The organism is Oricola indica (genome assembly GCF_965227485.1).
Taxonomy (GTDB): Bacteria; Pseudomonadota; Alphaproteobacteria; order Rhizobiales; family Rhizobiaceae; genus Oricola; species Oricola indica.
Genome location: NZ_OZ245747.1, coordinates 245,040 through 261,421, shown reverse-complemented (window position 1 = coordinate 261,421; position 16,382 = coordinate 245,040). Strand labels below are relative to the sequence as shown.

Genomic DNA, 16,382 nt, shown 5'->3' with positions numbered 1-16,382 from the left:
GGCCTAGCCAACCATCGCAACTGAACCGCCCCGCGTGTGACGGAGGCCGATCAATAACTTACGTGGCCATTTCTGAAGTTTCCAGAGCTACGTTGAATTTTTCTTCGGCCTCTGCTGGCGGAGTGTTGCCGATGAAATTCAGCAAGCGACGATTGTGGAACCAATCGGACGCTTCTAATTACCGACGTTTGCGGCCCGGAAATGGTCGAGATGCGCAGATTGGCTGGATGCCGGCTGTGATTACAGAGGTTTTCTGACCTTCCGAGGTGTGATTTGGGCCGGCGCGCTGTCGGCTCGGGCCATTTCGGCGTCATGCGGGCGCACGTTGCCCCTCGTGCCAGACGAGACGCAGCATGTTGTAAGCGAGGTTGGACATGCCGATCTTCACCCGCGCCCGCTTCATGCCGATGGTGCGCACGACGTGGTTCATCTGCGCCTTCTGCCGCGCAAAGACATGCTCGATGCATGACCGGATCCGTGGACGCCGCACCCTGGCGCAAGACGTCGCCTCGCCCAGTGGTCGCCCTTTTGGCTTCTTCGAATGGATGTCGGAGATGAAGCCGTGCCGTTCGAGCCGGGCTTCATTCGCCTTCGAACGGTAGGCCGTGTCTGCCCACACCGTCGAGCCTGTATTGCTCCGGTCCAGGAAATTGCGGAGCTGCGCACCGTCCCAGGCGGCCGCACTCGTCACGTTCCAGCCGCGGATGAAGCCATGGTGCCGGTCGATTGCCGCGTGGTTCTTGTAGCCGAAGGCGGGAATGTCCGTGAATGTCACAGCCAGTTCCCGTGGTGATAGCTCCGGTTCATCGAGGGCCAGATCGATAACCTTCTGGCACACCTCGTCGGGAATGCGGTTCCAGACCCGCTTGGGTTGAGGCTTGCGGTCTTCCAGTGCATCGACGCCACCTGTCAGGAAGCGGTCATACCACGATTGAAAGTCGCGCGCGGAATGCCGAGCTTGTCCAGCGTGCGCTTGGCCGGAAGATGCGACTGCTCGACGAGCCGGATGATCTCCAGCTTCTCGGATGCGGGGTATCTCATGCGTCGTCGCCCCCATCCGCGATCATGCTTTTTTTGACCAACCGCAGTTCCAGCGCCTGCTCAGCGACGACCTCTTTCAGGTCGCGGGCCTCCTTGCGCAGCACCTTCACCTCGTCGGTGGTGGCTGCACGCGCGGTGTCGCCCGCCGACCGCTTCTTGACGGCCTCGCGGAACTCCTTCGACCAATTGTAATAGAGGCTCTCGGCAATGCCCTCACGCCGGCACAGCGCGGCAATGCTCTCCTCGCCACGCAGGCCTTCCAGCACGATGCGGATCTTCTCCTCCGCCGAATACTGTTTGCGGGTGGCGCGGCGGATGTCCTTGATGACCTTCTCTGCCGGCTCTTTCTGTGTCCCGGATTTCCGTCTCATCTTCGCTCGTTGAAGGGCTACGATGAGCCAGAAATCCTCCTCTATCCGTTAAGCCGAAATTGTCTCATTGGCGCTGAACCCGGACACCATAAGCTAGCAAGAGCGTACGGCGCCTTAAATGGAAAACGCATTACGAAGCGCTGCGCGAACATCTATGATCAAGCCGACTTTTCTCTCGCAAGATCCATCACGTTACAATATTCCAGACATGTTTATGATGACCATCTGATATAATTGTTAAGGCATGTTTTCAAGTTGGGTGGTGTGACGGGCAATCGGTTCATCGGAGCTATGCGCGACCCGGTACATATCCCGGCCGATCTAATAAGTTATGATTGCCTTTGACGCGGGCGAGGAAGCGCCGTTGATGTCGTACCGCCATCATATGGCGCGTATCGCGATGGGGATGATGACCTTACTGGATGTTTGGGCGGGTTAATCCAGGATTGCCAAAGAGGTTGGGATTAGCGGGAACCAGGTCTGTGGTCCGCGTCAAATGCCTTCTGATACAAATGGTGACAATTTTTGCTCTGACCAGCTGTGATTTTTTTAACTAGAAGAGATTGAAGTGTCAGTTGTCCCGCACATACTCGTCGTTGACGATCACAAAGAGATTCGGGAAAGCGTTAAGCGATTTCTCGAAAGAAGCGGGATGCGCGCGACATGTGCAAAGGACGCCCGCGAGGCGGACGAGAGGCTCTCGACCGGCCATTTCGACCTCTTGGTCCTCGATGTGATGATGCCTGGCGAGAGTGGATTGTCTCTGTGTCGTCGGCTTTCAGTTGAGCGCGATCTTCCAATTTTAATGCTAACGGCGTTGGGCGAAGAAACCGATCGAATAACTGGCCTTGAGACCGGAGCCGATGATTATCTGGCGAAACCCTTCAATCCTCGCGAACTATTGGCGCGCATAAAGGCAATTTTACGTCGTTCGCGACAGATGGAGAAGCACGCAGGCGATTTCGCCGGGAAGCGCATACGCTTCGGGCATTTGGTTTTCGATGTTGACAAGCATGTGCTTGTCGATGAGGCGAATAATGAAATCCGTCTCACGTCCTCGGACTTCAAGCTTCTAATCATACTTCTCAAACGAACGCGTTTGGTGTTGAGCCGCGAGCAGTTACTCGAATTCACCGCCGGAAGGTCGGCTGGGCCACTCGACCGTACCATCGATAACCAAATCAGTCGTCTCAGGCGGAAGATAGAGGTTGATGTCCTGCGACCGAAAATCATCAAGACCGTTCGGAATGAAGGGTACTGCCTTGCGGTGAATATAGAGGTTCTGGAATGATCCGGGATTCTCTTAATAGCCTGCGACTGCAACTGGTGCTGCTAGTAATTGCTGCCCTGATAATTGCGCAGTTGTTTAGTTTGTGGTTTTTCGCCGACGAGCGAAGTCTGGCGGTCAGGGCCGCTCTCGGATTCGAGGCGACCGGACGTGCCGCAAATGTTGCAAAATTAATTGAAAAAGCATCGCCGGATCTGCGAGAATCCATTATAAGAGCAGCAAATTCGCCTCTGGTGAGATTTGAGTTAGGCGACCAGCCGGCTGTTGATCATAATGATACCGCCGCTGGGGGTGTGGTCGAATCCCGTGTTCGCACCTTGTTGGGCGACACATACAGCCGTGATATCCGTGTTGAGCTGCACCAAATCGAGGGCCGGATTCTACCGTTGCCGCATTTGTCGCCCGATATGGCTGAATTGCATATTGCGATGATGCGCGGCGAACTCTCCGCCGTCGAGATGAACCTATCGATCGCATTGTCGGGCGGTCAATGGTTGAACGTCGGTACACGATTTGAGCGACCGCCGCTTCAATGGCCGCTCTATTCGATGGTGACTTTCGTGCTTACGGCAGCGGCGATACTGGTCGCCGTCTTTTGGTTTCTCCTAACTCAGTTGACAGGGCCGTTGCGGCGCCTCGCCGTAGCTGCCGAGAAATTAGGCCGGGGCGAGGGTGTCGCCAGCCTCAAAATGTCTGGCCCAAGCGAAATCCGGCAACTCACGTTCGCTTTTAACCAGATGCACAATAGGCTCACGCGCTTCATTTCCGATCGCACGCTTTTGCTGGCGGCTCTGGGGCACGATCTGTGGTCTCCGCTCACCGCCATGCGAGTACGAAGCGAGATGGTTGATGACCAGGAAACCCGCGAGAGTCTGATCGCTTCAATCGAAGAAATGCAAACTATGGTGGAGTCTACGCTGGTCTTCGCACGCGGAATGAGCGCTACCGAGGATACGGAGGAAGTTAATGTCCAAGAGTTCTTCCTCGGATTGAAATTGGAACCTAATTCCTCGTTCTCCTTGGAACCCGGTCCAGAAGTCTTGGCGCGGTTCCGGCCTACCGCTTTGCGTAGGGCTTTGCGCAACGTCATCAAGAACGCAATTCGCTATGGTGGTTCCGCGCATGTTCGATATTTCACGCGCGGAGATGAATTGGTCATCACAGTCCATGATGATGGCCCCGGCATTCCAGAAGCTGAACTCCAACGGGTGTTCGAGCCATTTTTCCGGCTGGAAACTTCGAGATCGCTGGAGACAGGAGGCTACGGCTTGGGATTGGCAATCGCACGCACAATCATTCGCGGGCACGGCGGAGACATAGCGCTTCAGAACCGGGAACAAGGCGGCCTGTGCGTCACTATTACAATACCAATCTCGGCATAATTCACTCAAGAAGAGGCACTGAGATGAGACTAAGATCAGTAGCTATGGGACTGGCGGCTTTGTTTGTGACTTCGGGTGCAAAGGCAGATCCGGAAGGGCCCTGGATTCGTGACTATACCCATATGGCGTGGGGCGGAGGATTTGGGATGCTGGGCGGTCTCATGATGTTGGTTTTCTGGGGAGTTGTAATCGTACTCGTTTTTTTCGCAGTTCGCTGGCTCGCCGATAACAAATCCGGTGTGCACACCTCCAAGGCGATCGATGTTCTTAAAGACAGATTTGCCAAAGGCGAAATCGATGAGGACGAGTATCGCAAGCGGAAAGCCGCTCTCGAAGAATGATCGCGCTTTCTCGCACGACAGCCATTCGGAAGTGAACAGCATTGTATTGCAGCGAGGTTGAAACATGGTACCTGAAATGGGTCATTTCGCGCTAGCCTTGGCGCTCGCTCTTGCCCTCGTGCAAAGCGTACTTCCGCTGATCGGAGTTGCGAAGAAGAACCTTCTCTGGATGGGCTCAACCCGGGCGACATCGGTCGGCCAGCTGCTGTTCGTCGCGCTCGCCTTCGCCAGTCTCATGTGGTCGTTTGTAGTTAGCGATTTCACCGTTTTGAATGTCGCAGAGAATTCTCATTCACTAAAGCCGCTGTTGTTCAAAGTGGCCGGTACTTGGGGTAGTCACGAAGGGTCGCTGCTGCTTTGGGTGCTTATCCTTGCCGTATTTGGTGCCAGTGTTTCCCTGTTTGGCTCAAACATTCCCGAAGCCGTCATGGCGCGTACATTGTCTGTGCAGGCATGGATCAGCGTAGGTTTCTTGTCGTTTCTATTGCTTACTTCAAATCCGTTTGAACGCGTCTTTCCGCCGCCGTCAGATGGACGTGACCTTAATCCGCTTCTGCAGGATGTCGGTCTCGCCATGCATCCGCCACTCCTATATTTTGGTTATGTCGGGTTTTCGATTGTTTTTTCTTTTGCTGTCGCCGCGCTTCTCGAAGGCCGCATCGATGCCGCTTGGGCTCGATGGGTCCGACCATGGACCTTGGCGGCCTGGATGAGTCTTACCGCCGGGATCGCGCTCGGATCGTGGTGGGCTTACTATGAACTCGGTTGGGGCGGATGGTGGTTTTGGGATCCAGTCGAGAATGTGAGTTTCATGCCGTGGCTATTGGGAACCGCCTTGTTGCATTCGGCCATCGTGACGGAAAAGCGTGATGCTTTCAAAAGCTGGACAATCTTGCTGGCAATCCTCACGTTTTCTCTTTCGCTGTTAGGAACGTTCATAGTTCGCTCCGGTCTGTTGACCTCGGTCCATGCATTCGCGGTCGATCCGGAACGCGGTCTGTATATCCTCATGTTACTCGGCATTTCCATTTGTGGCTCGCTTGCTCTCTACGCGTGGCGGGCGCCGATGATGGAAGGCGGTGGACTATTCAAGCCTATCAGTCGTGAGTCCGGTCTTATGCTTAACAATCTGATTCTCGCGGCTGCAACCGGTAGTGTGCTTGTTGGCACGCTCTACCCATTGTTTCTCGAAGCAGTCACGGGTGAAAAAGTCTCGGTAGGTCCGCCTTTCTTCAATATAACCTTCGTTCCCATTATGCTGCCTCTCGTATTCATCATGGGGATAGGGCCATTTTTGTCTTGGAAGCGATCGGACTTCAAAGGCGTGCTGCAGCGTTTGAAGTTCGTCGCAGTGCTAACCGTGCTAGCCACGCTTGCCGCTTGGTACTTTATCAGCGGTGGACCTGTACTGGGTTATGTCTCAATCTTTTTCTCAGTTTGGCTGTTCCTGGCAACGGTCAGAGAATGGGCATTGAGAATTCGTCTTTTCGAGCTGCCGATGGCGACAGCGTTGCGCCGAGCGAAAGGTCTCCCGCGCGCCGCTCACGGGATGACATTGGCGCATGTAGGCCTGTCCATTGCGATGTTCGGCTTCATCGGTTCGAGCATATGGAAGTCCGAAGAAATCGCTTTCGTTGAACCGGGCTCCGTTGTTTCCATCGCGGGATTTGAGGTAACCTTTAACGGTGTCGAGAGGGTGAGAGGCCCAAACTACTTCGCCGAGCGTGGTTCGTTATCGGTTAAGAAAGACGGAAAACTTGTCACAACACTCTTCCCGGAACGCCGTAACTACCCCGTCGCACAAAGTTCGACTACAGAGTCAGCGATACGTTCGACCTTGGCCGGAGACTTATATGCGTCGATATCAGAGCCCTCGTCAAAGAAGGCGCGAGAAAGCGGTCAATGGACTTTGCGCATTCTCTACGAACCTCTAGTAAATCTGATCTGGGTAGGGTCGCTAATATTATTTTTAGGAGGGGGGGTGTCGCTATCGGACAGACGTTTGCGCGTTGGGGCGCCACGGCCCGCCGTAAAAGATGCACAGGCGGTTCCAGCGGAATAAGTCATGGCACGATTGCTTGCATCATTGCCCTTTTTCATAGCGCTTTTTCTCGGGATCTTTTTCCTCTGGGGCCTCAATCCAGACCGTGATCCGAACGAAATACCCTCGGTACTGATTGCGCAACCCGTCCCAGAGTTTCAACTTGAAGCCATCGAAGGCTTATCCGTTCCGGGGCTCGCGCGATCGGATTTGGTGAACGCTAGCCAGCCTATCGTCGTGAATGTTTTCGCGTCGTGGTGCGTGCCATGCCGCGCCGAACACCGGGTGCTCACGGATCTTGTCGAGAGGGAAGGCATTCGCCTGTTCGGAATAAACTACAAGGACCAGCCTGCAGATGCCGTGCGCTGGCTATCTGAACTTGGGAATCCTTATGAGCGTATCGGGTCCGATCTGACTGGCCGCGCCGGAATCGAATGGGGGATTTCCGGCGTGCCCGAAACCTTCATAGTCGGGGAAACCGGCACCGTGCTTTATCGCTATGTCGGTCCCATCATTGGCGACGAGGCCGTGAGGAAAATCGGAACGGTGCTTAAACAAGCCGGCGCGTTCGCGAGCGAGTGATGATGATGTTCAGGATATTGGTCATCATGGTTGTACTGCTGTTGCCGCCAGTATCGGCATATGCAGTGGAACCCGACGAAATACTGCCGGATCCGGTGTTGGAAGCGCGCGCACGCGATATTTCGAAAAAGTTGCGGTGTGTCGTCTGCCAGAACCAGGACATCGACAGTTCGAATGCAGGTGTTGCGCGCGATCTGCGGCTGATGGTTCGGGAACGGCTTATCGAGGGTGACAATGACAAGGAAGTCCTTGATTTCATTCGGGCGCGCTACGGAGATTTCGTTTTGCTCAACCCGCCGTTCCAGCCAAAGACCGCTGTGCTCTGGCTTACGCCGGCAGCGTTCGCAGTAGTGGTACTATTGGCGGGTGCCATCATCCTTGTTCGGCATCGAAGCAAGCCATGCGCGGACGTGTTGAGCGCGGAGGAAGAGGCAGAGGTCCGGGAGTTCGTAAAAGCGCAACAGGCTGGGAATCGGACATGATCTGGATTGGTTTTGGCGCTCTGGCGCTTTTGGCGGCAGGGCTGGTACTCTTGCCGCTTGCAATGCGCAACTCTCCCGTTTTGACGGATGACGATTCTGTGCCGTTGATCCTGGTGGATCAGCTCGACGAAGTGCAAAGAGATCTAGATCGGGGCCTGATTGCCTCGGAGGAGGCTTCGGCTGCGCAGTTGGAAATAAAAAGGCGTATTCTGGCCCGGTCGAGACGAATAGCCGAACCAGCGGCCATGAGGGCCGGCGAGGGCCGCCTGGCTATTATCGCCTTAGCTTTTATAGCGCCCGCCTTCGCATTCGGTTTCTATGCAGTCAACGGCTCACCCGGTCTCGCCAGTCAAACTTACGCGGAACGCCGCTTCCAACGCGCAGAGGAACAGCGAATTGCCGAACTTACCGAAACATTGAGGGGACGTTTGCTGGCGGACCCGAGTGGCGGAGCTACCGATGGGTGGATGCTTCTGGGGCAGTCTTACATGCGATTGAGACTGTTTGCAGATGCGGCCAACGCGTTTGAGGTAGTTGTACAGCGCGATGACGCAAACTCGGCTATATGGTCGTTGCTCGCCGAAGCTTTGATCAATGCGGAAGCCGGAATAGTGACGCCGAATGCGCAAATCGCGATAGAAAAGGCTATCGAACTCGATGCGAGAAATCCCGCTGCCATCTTCTACAAAGCTGTTTCGCTGCAGCAGATCGGTGATGCCAGTGCGGCATATGATCTGCTGATCGGGCGGTTGGAGACCGCCGATGATTTTGCGCCGTGGATGGAAGCATTCGTGGGCGAAGCTAATCGCATCAGCGAAAGTATCGGAAAGCCGGAGGTGCGAATGTCCGACTACGCTTCAGGGGGGAGAGGTGGTCCGACAGCGGCGGATATTGCAGCCGCCCAGGCAATGAGCGGCGAAGATCGGGCGGCGTTCATCCGTTCAATGGTGGAGCGCTTAGCTTCGAGGCTCGAGAGCCAGCCGGAAGATCTTGACGGATGGCTTCGCCTTGCCAATGCTTACAGCGTCATCGGAGAGCGTAACGAGGCAATTGCTGCCTATGTGAGAGCACGGGCACTTCTGGGCGACGTGCCCGAAAACGACTCGCGGCGCGTTCAGATTGAGAATGGCTTGAAAAAACTCGGGAATTAGATCGGCACGGCGAATTGCAGGGGCACCCGGTGCAACTCCGATAACCGGGTCTATTTTCTCGTCCTGATAGAAGAAAACCGCGGGTTTCGCTGTGGCAAACTTAATTGCCCTGTCGGTTGGCCTTTACGGATGCGCGAGCTCATCAATCGCCGGAAACCCCGGACAAATGTAAAGTCAAAACTCGAAGAGCTACCGTCTTCCGGCCATAGTATCATCAGCTTTTTTTGTTGCCATATCCAGGGCCTCGATAACCTTGGCGCTTGATAAAATCTCTGATAGCACGATGCCGTCCGGGGCGCCGGGGCCAAAGACCGCATTGAACGGAATGCCATAGCGGCCGTAGCTCTCAAGAAATTTCGAAATGCGCTCGTCAGGTTTGGTCCAATCCGCACGCATGAGCGTCACGCCCTCCGTGTCCAACCGCGATGCAACAGGATCGCGATCCAGGACCAGAGCTTTGTTCGCCTTGCAGGTCAGGCACCAATCGGCAGTTACATCGACGAATACGGTCTGACCTCGCGACACAAGGCGCGGGATTTGCGCACGGTCAAAAGAAAGCCAGCTCAAGCTCTCTCCATTGCTTGCTGAAGTTACCTCATCCTCCGTGAGAACCTCTGCGGCGAACAGGGGGAGGATCGCGAAGATGGTGATACTGCTCCAGCGCAGGGCTGCCCCAAGCCGCCGCCAAACCAGTACAGTTACTAGAGCCGTCGTCGACATCAGGACAGTAAAAGCTGCATACTTACCGGCTACTCCGATTAAAACCGTCAGCAGCCAAGCCGTGGTAGCGAGCAACAAAGCGCCCAAGACAAACCGTAGCGTCGTCATCCATACTCCCGGCTTTGGGAGAAAATTCACCAGTCGGGGCGCAGAGGCGATAGCGAGATAGGGGAGTGCGAGACCAAGTCCAAGGCTTGTAAATACTATAAAAATATCGATTCCGCGCCCGGCGAGTGCAAATGCGACCGCGGTGCCCAGGAAAGGTGCAGAGCACGGGGTCGCCAGGACCGCCCCAAACAATCCGGTAAAGAAGTCGGATAAGTAGCCATTGTTGCCCCCAGACCTCGACAGGCGATTCTGGATGGCGGTAGGCAGAGTAATCTCAAAAAAACCAAAAAGGTTTGTTGCGAACACGACAAGGATCACGAACATAAGGGTGAGAAAAGCGGGATTCTGGAATTGCAATCCCCAGCCGATGGTCACGCCGATCCACCGAAGACCGAATAGGGCCGAGGCAAGCGCCCACATGAATGTCATTGTCCCTGCGGCTGCCACGAGGAAACCGGCGCGCGTCGCCCATGCCGTCCGTCCTTGCTGTTTCGTTGCCGAGTATAGTTTTACCGACAAGACCGGAAGAACACAGGGCATGACGTTGAGGATAAGTCCGCCGATAAACGCGATCGACGCGATCCAAAGAAGTTCACCCAGTGCGGGAGCCTGTTCTTCGATCGAAGTTGGAGGGGGAGGGGCGGACTTTATCAAATTCGGGACCACGGTCAGTGACCGAGCGGATCCGTCGGTCACGGTGATCCGGGGGGGTATCAAACCGTTTTTGTAGATGGCCAACACGGGAAAAGATGCCCACAGGAGGCGGCGATTCCCGCTAAGGCGAATATCAGGTTTTCCTAACGCACTTCCGTCGCCCAGTTCAGGAAAGATGTCCGGTGTCTTGAAGGGGATGTCGCTTTCCAGTTCGACGGTCAGCTTTGTGCGCTTCTCGTCGAGGTGTGCTTTGGAAGAGGTAATGCCCGCCTTTTCCTCTTCGTCCGGAATTCGTTTGAGATAGGCGCCAATTCTGTCAGCCGATATCTGGTCGATCGATGACCCTTGGCTTAAAGATAACTCCAAATCGAAGTTTTGGGGTACGCAGACCTCGGAACAGGTCAGCAGGTTCACTGTTGCCGAAAGATGGACCGGCTCACCGGCGCGCTTCAGAATAATGCGAAGCGGAAACAAGACCTCGTCTTTGTAGCCGAAGTTTTCTATGCCAAAGGCAGTGAAGCGTGCAGGCGCGGGCCAGAGGAAATCCACCCGTTCAACATTTCGCGATCTTGACCAATCGACCCGTGGCGGGATGCCGACCTCGCCTGGTGACCGCCAATATGTTTTCCATCCTTCACCAAGATCCAGGTCGAGGCCTGCTGACAGGGATTCCGCGCCCGGTGGCACACCATTCTGGGCGGTGACAAGTTTTGCTGTCACGGCAGGAGAAGTGAACGGGACCGATGATTTCGCAACTGCCAGATAAGTTGAAAGCAGCACCAGCCCGAGTGCGCCAATCAAGGTTCCCGTAAGCTTCGACATCTTTGCTCAATACGACGTGTTCAGAACGGCGACCACAATGTATCGCTTGACCGCGCCAAACTGCCGAGTGTTCGGATTTCTTTCAGCTATCACAATGCTGCCTGCTCACCTTTTGGTACATATCGTCGGTGGCCACAAGGAGCGGCCACGAACTATGCCACAGGATCAATCCCGCACGCAGTCGGGTAGATGATGCCTTGAGACGGGGTACGTTGCTGTCGAGGCCTGCTTCGCAGGTTTCGGAAAGCCGGGGCGAAGATCTACACGGAACCTAATTACTGTCTATTTTCTGCTCGCTGATCCGTAAGGACTGGTACCGCCTGAAGTTCATTTTCACTCTTTGCCGCATGGCATGATCTACCCATCAATTTGTGCATGACGAGATGAGCGCCTACGCAAAGCAGAAGCGGCGCGAACACTCCTGCTTTAGTCCAAAGACCGGCCAAGCTGCCGCCAGCCACGAAAAACCCGGCTATGGGCAACAGCATGACGACACAACAGGCCATCATCCCAAAGCGCATCAGGTTCGACTGGGTATTCATTTTAACTTGGGATTTGGTAGGCATCTGATTTTCTTTTTTCCTAAGCGATTTTCCGTATTTGCAGCCCTTCCGCAGGGAAAGGTCAAGGATACATTTGGTTACAAAAAAAACCGGTTCGGGCATTTTCAGAATGATATTCTGATGGAATTGATTTCCAGAGAATTGTCGATTGAAAGGCGGGGGCCTTTTTTGTCGGGTTTTGAGGATGCGCATGAATTTCAAGTCTTGGTCGTTTGCAGCAGTGGTGCTGACTGCGTTTCCGTTCGGTGCTGCTGCGGATGATTTGGATGAAGCGCGCGTAAAAGCGCTTGTCCTTGAAGCGATCCGGGAAAAACCGGAAATCGTGATGGAAGCGGTGGAAATTTTGAGAAAGCGTGAAGCGGAGGCGCAGGCCGTTGCCCAGACGGAAGTGCTTACAAGTCAACGCGATATGTTGGAGCGGGATTCAAATGCACCTGTACTTGGAAACCCGAATGGTGATGTAACAATTGTAGAGTTCTTTGACTACAATTGTCCCTATTGCCGGCGTGTGAAGCCCGAAATTCAAGCTCTCCTGAAAGAAGACGCAAATATACGGCTCGTTTATCGGGAGTGGCCGATACTGGGTGAGGGGTCGGTATTTGCGGCTCGAGCGGCGCTTGCTGCTCGGGAGCAGGGCAAGTATGCGGAGTTCCACTGGGCATTGATGGCACTCCAGGAGCGCGCCGAAGAAGCATCTGTCCTCCGGGTGGCGAAGCAGGTCGGCCTCGATCTGGAGCAATTGAGTAATGACATGAACGACCCGTCGATCGAGCAGCACATTTCTACTTCAATGCGTCTTACCCAGCAGCTCGGTTTCAATGGTACGCCGTCGTTTGTTATTGGTGATGAGCTAGTGGCCGGGTTCGTGGAGAAGGAGAAACTGGCAGGCCTTGTAGATAATGCACGAGCGAGAGACGATAAGAAATGATCAATCTCGTTAGCAATTTCTGACGGAGCACATCAGAAGCGCAGAGCGCTGAACTCCGAGTTGTTGCATTGATAAGCAATGCCAAGTCTACAGATTGCCGATTTAAAATAAGTCTTTCGACAAAAGGGAATTATGAACCCAAAATACATAGTTGTTGGGGTTTTTAGCCTCGGAATATTTGTGGTTGTCTATGAAAATGTTTGGACAGGCTCTCCTCGGGAGCCGAATCCTCATTCGGTGCAGGTGGCACCCGGGGAGGCTGGTGCGGCTCTTGCCACGGTTGCAGTTCCCGGGCTTTCGCCCAAAGCGGAAGCGGGACGAATAGCGTTTGAAGCGAATTGTGCCACTTGCCACGGTGTTAATGCGGCCGGGCAGGATGGTACGGCTCCGCCCCTCGTTCACAGGATCTATGAGCCGAACCACCATGGCGATGCCGCTTTTCAGCTTGCGGTAAAAAACGGAGTGCGCGCCCATCACTGGCATTTTGGGAACATGCCGCCGGTACCGGGTGTCAGCGAACAAGACGTTGACAAGATTATCGCCTACGTCCGAGCCTTGCAAAAGGCGAACGGAATATTCTGATGAGGGGATATGACATCGAGGGCAAGATTGTGTGGATGAAGTGGCCGGTCACTGTACTGGCCGTCTTCATGCTTGTCCTTGCCGGCGGCAGGTTCACGCATTTTGATATGATGCCGCATGAACACGCCGGGCCGATCCAGGCCGTTCTCGCCGACGGCTCACATGATCACACGGAGCGGACTTCGCAAAACCAGTCGGACGGGACGCGCGCAATGCATTGTGGTGCGCCTATCCTTCTGCCGGTCGAGTCCGTCGAAATCAAAAGCCGCTGTCGCACGGAATTGCATGGACCGGCAGGTGCCGCGAACTATGCGGGCATCACACTCGGTTTCGACCCGCCACCTCCGCGGATCCTCTTCTGACGAAACAGCCAGCATTCCTGGCCATCGAAGAGATCATTCAGGAGAGAAATCGTGATAACAAGAATTGCAGCTGCCGCGGCAGCATTCATCATCCTTGCAGGTGGCGTCGCGGCTTATGCCCATGGCGGCGCCACCGGAATATACAAGCAGCGCATGGATGCCATGATGGACATGAGCAAGGTCGTCAAATCCCTTTCGGCGATGATGCGCGGCGAGGTCGATTACGATGCCGCGTCGGTGCAGGCGGGGGCGCTGATCATCAAATCCCACGCCGGCAAAGCCATGACCTCGCTGTTTCCGGAAGGAACGACCGAGGCACCTTCCGAAGCCCGGGCAGAAATCTGGACTGACTGGGAGGCCTTTGAAGCACTGGCCAGTCAGTTGGAAACCTATGCAACCGGGCTGGAAAGCGCCGCTGACAACGGTCTTGCCATGTCTGGCGACGCGCAAGGCTCGATGATGGACAACAACAACTCCATGATGACGGGCAACCAGAACGGCATGATGGGTGGCGGATCGGGTATGATGGGTACTACACAACCGATGATGACCGCCGAGCAATTGGCGACCATGCCCGCCGACAGCGTCTTCAACATGGTGGCCCGGACGTGTTCTTCCTGCCATACCAAATTCCGGCTGGAGAAGAAGTAACACATGAAAACGTTGCTCCTCTTGGGAGCCGCTGCGCTGGCATTGGCCGGCGTGGCGGTTACCGGCCTATATTGGTGGCCTATCGGAAAAACCGTCTCCTTGAACGCAGAACTGGGTAACGCGAACCGTGGTGCCTATCTGGCGCGCATGGCCGGGTGCATAGCCTGTCACACAGATGCCGAGAACGGCGGCGCTCCGCTTGCTGGCGGCCTGGCATTGCCGACCCAGTTCGGCACCTTCCACTCGCCCAACCTCACGACAGACACGACCTACGGGATAGGTGCGTGGTCGGTTGAAGACTTCGCCAAGGCGGTCCGGCAGGGCGTTTCCCGGGAAGGCAAGCCTTACTATCCGGCATTTCCCTACCCGTTTTATTCCCGGCTGACAGACCAGGACATCGCCGATCTCTGGGCGGCTTTCCAGACCGTCCCGCCGGTGGAGGAGCCATCAAAACCACAGGAGATGGCGGTCCCCTTCAACTTCCGCGAGGGTCTGAAGCTTTGGCGCGCCGCATTCGTGGAAAACAAGACATTCGAACCTGATCCGGCGAGATCGGATGCATGGAACCGTGGCAAATATATCGTTGAAGGGCCAGCGCATTGCGGTGCCTGCCACACGCCACGGAACTTCACGGGTGCCCGACAGGCGGAATTGCGCCTGCATGGATCAGACAGTCTGCCCGATGGCGGCAAGTCCCCTTCGATCAGGAGGGATGTGCTGAAGGAAAAGGGCTGGACTGTGTCCAATCTGGCTTATGCGCTGAAAACAGGCATCCAACCGGACGGCGACGCTTTTGGTGGTTCGATGGGGGAAGTGGTGCGTGACGGAACATCCTTTCTCAGTCAGGACGATCTGACGGCAATCGCAACCTTTTTGCTGGAGCGGGAGAATGATTGACAGACGCAATTTCCTGGCGGGAACCGGGGTGCTCGTGTCAGCAGGCGTCCTGCCCGGTCTTGCTGTGGCAAAGGCGGGTGCGCAGGAGTTTGATCTGATCGCCGGACCGGTCCAGCAAGCACTTTACGAGCAGCAGCCCTCAGATCTCTGGGCCTATAACGACATTGTACCCGGTCCTGAAATCCGGGTCCGAAAGGGCGAGCGGATACGCGTCAACTTTCGCAACAATCTTGAGGAGCCCACGTCCATCCACTGGCACGGGATCCGCATCGAAAATGCGATGGATGGGGTGTCCGGCTTGACCCAGGAACCCGTGCAGCCCGGAGACAGTTTCGTCTATGAATTCGAGCTTCCGGATGCCGGTACATATTGGTATCACGCGCACAACAAGAGTTGGAATGAGGTCGGGCGTGGCTTGTATGGCCCGTTGATCGTGGAGGAGCGAACCTCCACCTTTGATCGCGACCATGACATCACCCTCATCATTGATGACTGGCGCTTGCGCCAGCCTGGCGTTCTGGACACGGACAGCTTCGGCTCCTTGATGGATTGGAGCCACGGAGGGCGTCTCGGTAACTGGCTCCTTGTGAATGGCAAGTCACGTCCGGTCTTGAAGCTGCGCAGTGGCGACGCCTATCGCCTTAGACTGATCAACGCCTCGAACGCACGTGTTCTGGAACTCGATCCCAATCGGTTCGGCGGAAAGGTAATTGCCTATGACGGACAGGCGCTGCCGGAATCCGTCGTTCTGCCTTATTCCCCGCATCTTCTCGGACCAGCGCAACGGATCGACCTTATGGTTGTTCCGGACGCTGATTTCACGATCGAAGAGATTTCGGGCGATCAGCCATTCCCCCTGGTCGACGGGATCGTCGACGGGATATCGCGTACAGCGCAGTTGACGCCTTCAATTCCGGTAAACCTGATACCGGAGCCCGATGTGACGGGCGCCCGGAAAGTGAAGGTCGTTATGGAAGGTGGCGCCATGGGCGGCTTTGTGAACATCACCTACAAGGGCAAGCGCCTTGAAGGCGAAGATTTCCGCAAAACGGGCCAGTCCTGGGCATTCAACGGCATAGCAAACCTGGCGGAGGCTCCGCTTTTCACGGTTCGGCGCGGCGAAACGGTGCTGCTGGAAACGATAAATCAGACAGGCTGGGTACACGCCATGCATGTCCACGGTCATCACTTCCGTGTTCTCAGCCGATCCGGAGCCGACGTCGATGACGGCAAGCCCTGGCGCGACACATTCCTGATTGGACCTGAGCAGACGACGGAGGTTGCCTTCGTCGCTGACAATCCCGGCAGATGGCTCTATCACTGCCATATGCTGGAACACGCGGCGGCAGGCATGACCACATGGTTCGAAGTCAGCTGAGACGATTGTAGAAAATTTACGGAACCGGCGTTACGCTA

General features: G+C 55.5%; 16 protein-coding genes and 1 pseudogene. 14 read left to right on the top strand and 3 right to left on the bottom strand.

Annotated features, from left to right (window positions below):
• Positions 1-310: 310 nt before the first annotated feature.
• A pseudogene (locus ACQK2M_RS01330) lies at positions 311-1,412 on the bottom strand (transposase).
• 568 nt (positions 1,413-1,980) lie between these two features.
• On the opposite strand from ACQK2M_RS01330, the gene ACQK2M_RS01325 reads away from it, so the two are divergent.
• The 7 genes from ACQK2M_RS01325 to ccmI all read left to right on the top strand — a co-directional run bounded on the left by ACQK2M_RS01325 (position 1,981) and on the right by ccmI (position 8,679).
• Entirely contained in the window at positions 1,981-2,703 is a 723-nt protein-coding gene (locus ACQK2M_RS01325; protein WP_425416306.1) for a response regulator, read from the top strand.
• Positions 2,700-4,082: an ATP-binding protein gene (locus ACQK2M_RS01320; RefSeq protein WP_425416305.1), complete on the top strand. Its 1,383-nt coding sequence runs from the start codon at positions 2,700-2,702 to the stop codon at positions 4,080-4,082. The genes ACQK2M_RS01325 and ACQK2M_RS01320 overlap by 4 nt, the downstream gene beginning before the upstream one ends.
• 44 nt (positions 4,083-4,126) lie before the next feature.
• Complete coding sequence (locus tag ACQK2M_RS01315) at positions 4,127-4,423, top strand: SHOCT domain-containing protein (RefSeq protein ID WP_425416304.1); 297 nt, start codon at positions 4,127-4,129, stop codon at positions 4,421-4,423.
• 64 nt (positions 4,424-4,487) lie between these two features.
• The gene (locus tag ACQK2M_RS01310; RefSeq protein ID WP_425416303.1) at positions 4,488-6,485 is read left to right on the top strand and encodes a heme lyase CcmF/NrfE family subunit; all 1,998 of its coding nucleotides are present in this window, start codon (positions 4,488-4,490) and stop codon (positions 6,483-6,485) included.
• Between the two features lie 3 nt (positions 6,486-6,488).
• Positions 6,489-7,046, top strand: coding sequence for a DsbE family thiol:disulfide interchange protein (locus tag ACQK2M_RS01305; RefSeq protein WP_425416302.1), 558 nt, complete (start codon positions 6,489-6,491; stop codon positions 7,044-7,046).
• A 26-nt stretch (positions 7,047-7,072) separates the two neighbouring features.
• Positions 7,073-7,528, top strand: coding sequence for a cytochrome c-type biogenesis protein (locus tag ACQK2M_RS01300; RefSeq protein ID WP_425416301.1), 456 nt, complete (start codon positions 7,073-7,075; stop codon positions 7,526-7,528).
• Positions 7,525-8,679, top strand: coding sequence for a c-type cytochrome biogenesis protein CcmI (gene ccmI, locus ACQK2M_RS01295; RefSeq protein ID WP_425416300.1), 1,155 nt, complete (start codon positions 7,525-7,527; stop codon positions 8,677-8,679). The genes ACQK2M_RS01300 and ccmI overlap by 4 nt, the downstream gene beginning before the upstream one ends.
• A 189-nt stretch (positions 8,680-8,868) precedes the next feature.
• Here the strand turns inward: ccmI and ACQK2M_RS01290 are convergent, their stop codons facing one another.
• Complete coding sequence (locus tag ACQK2M_RS01290) at positions 8,869-10,983, bottom strand: protein-disulfide reductase DsbD family protein (RefSeq protein WP_425416299.1); 2,115 nt, start codon at positions 10,981-10,983, stop codon at positions 8,869-8,871.
• 275 nt (positions 10,984-11,258) lie between these two features.
• Complete coding sequence (locus tag ACQK2M_RS01285) at positions 11,259-11,444, bottom strand: DUF2933 domain-containing protein (protein WP_425419964.1); 186 nt, start codon at positions 11,442-11,444, stop codon at positions 11,259-11,261.
• On the opposite strand from ACQK2M_RS01285, the gene ACQK2M_RS01280 reads away from it, so the two are divergent.
• From ACQK2M_RS01280 to ACQK2M_RS01250, 7 genes are all read left to right on the top strand, one after another.
• Positions 11,367-11,807: a hypothetical protein gene (locus ACQK2M_RS01280; protein ID WP_425420129.1), complete on the top strand. Its 441-nt coding sequence runs from the start codon at positions 11,367-11,369 to the stop codon at positions 11,805-11,807. The two genes, ACQK2M_RS01285 and ACQK2M_RS01280, sit on opposite strands and share 78 nt — an antisense overlap.
• The gene (locus tag ACQK2M_RS01275; RefSeq protein WP_425416298.1) at positions 11,737-12,474 is read left to right on the top strand and encodes a DsbA family protein; all 738 of its coding nucleotides are present in this window, start codon (positions 11,737-11,739) and stop codon (positions 12,472-12,474) included. Before ACQK2M_RS01280 ends, ACQK2M_RS01275 begins: the two co-directional genes overlap by 71 nt.
• Positions 12,475-12,606: 132 nt before the next feature.
• Positions 12,607-13,056 carry a c-type cytochrome gene (locus ACQK2M_RS01270; protein ID WP_425416297.1) on the top strand — a complete coding sequence of 150 codons (450 nt, stop codon included), beginning with the start codon at positions 12,607-12,609 and terminating at the stop codon, positions 13,054-13,056.
• Positions 13,056-13,418, top strand: a complete 363-nt coding sequence (locus tag ACQK2M_RS01265; protein ID WP_025030056.1) for a hypothetical protein — start codon at positions 13,056-13,058, stop codon at positions 13,416-13,418. The genes ACQK2M_RS01270 and ACQK2M_RS01265 overlap by 1 nt, the downstream gene beginning before the upstream one ends.
• A gap of 153 nt (positions 13,419-13,571) precedes the next feature.
• Entirely contained in the window at positions 13,572-14,069 is a 498-nt protein-coding gene (locus tag ACQK2M_RS01260) for a c-type cytochrome (RefSeq protein WP_425416296.1), read from the top strand.
• Positions 14,070-14,120: 51 nt separating this feature from the next.
• The gene (locus tag ACQK2M_RS01255; RefSeq protein ID WP_425419963.1) at positions 14,121-14,966 is read left to right on the top strand and encodes a c-type cytochrome; all 846 of its coding nucleotides are present in this window, start codon (positions 14,121-14,123) and stop codon (positions 14,964-14,966) included.
• Complete coding sequence (locus ACQK2M_RS01250) at positions 14,959-16,344, top strand: multicopper oxidase domain-containing protein (RefSeq protein ID WP_425416295.1); 1,386 nt, start codon at positions 14,959-14,961, stop codon at positions 16,342-16,344. The genes ACQK2M_RS01255 and ACQK2M_RS01250 overlap by 8 nt, the downstream gene beginning before the upstream one ends.
• The last annotated feature ends 38 nt before the right edge of the window (positions 16,345-16,382 follow it).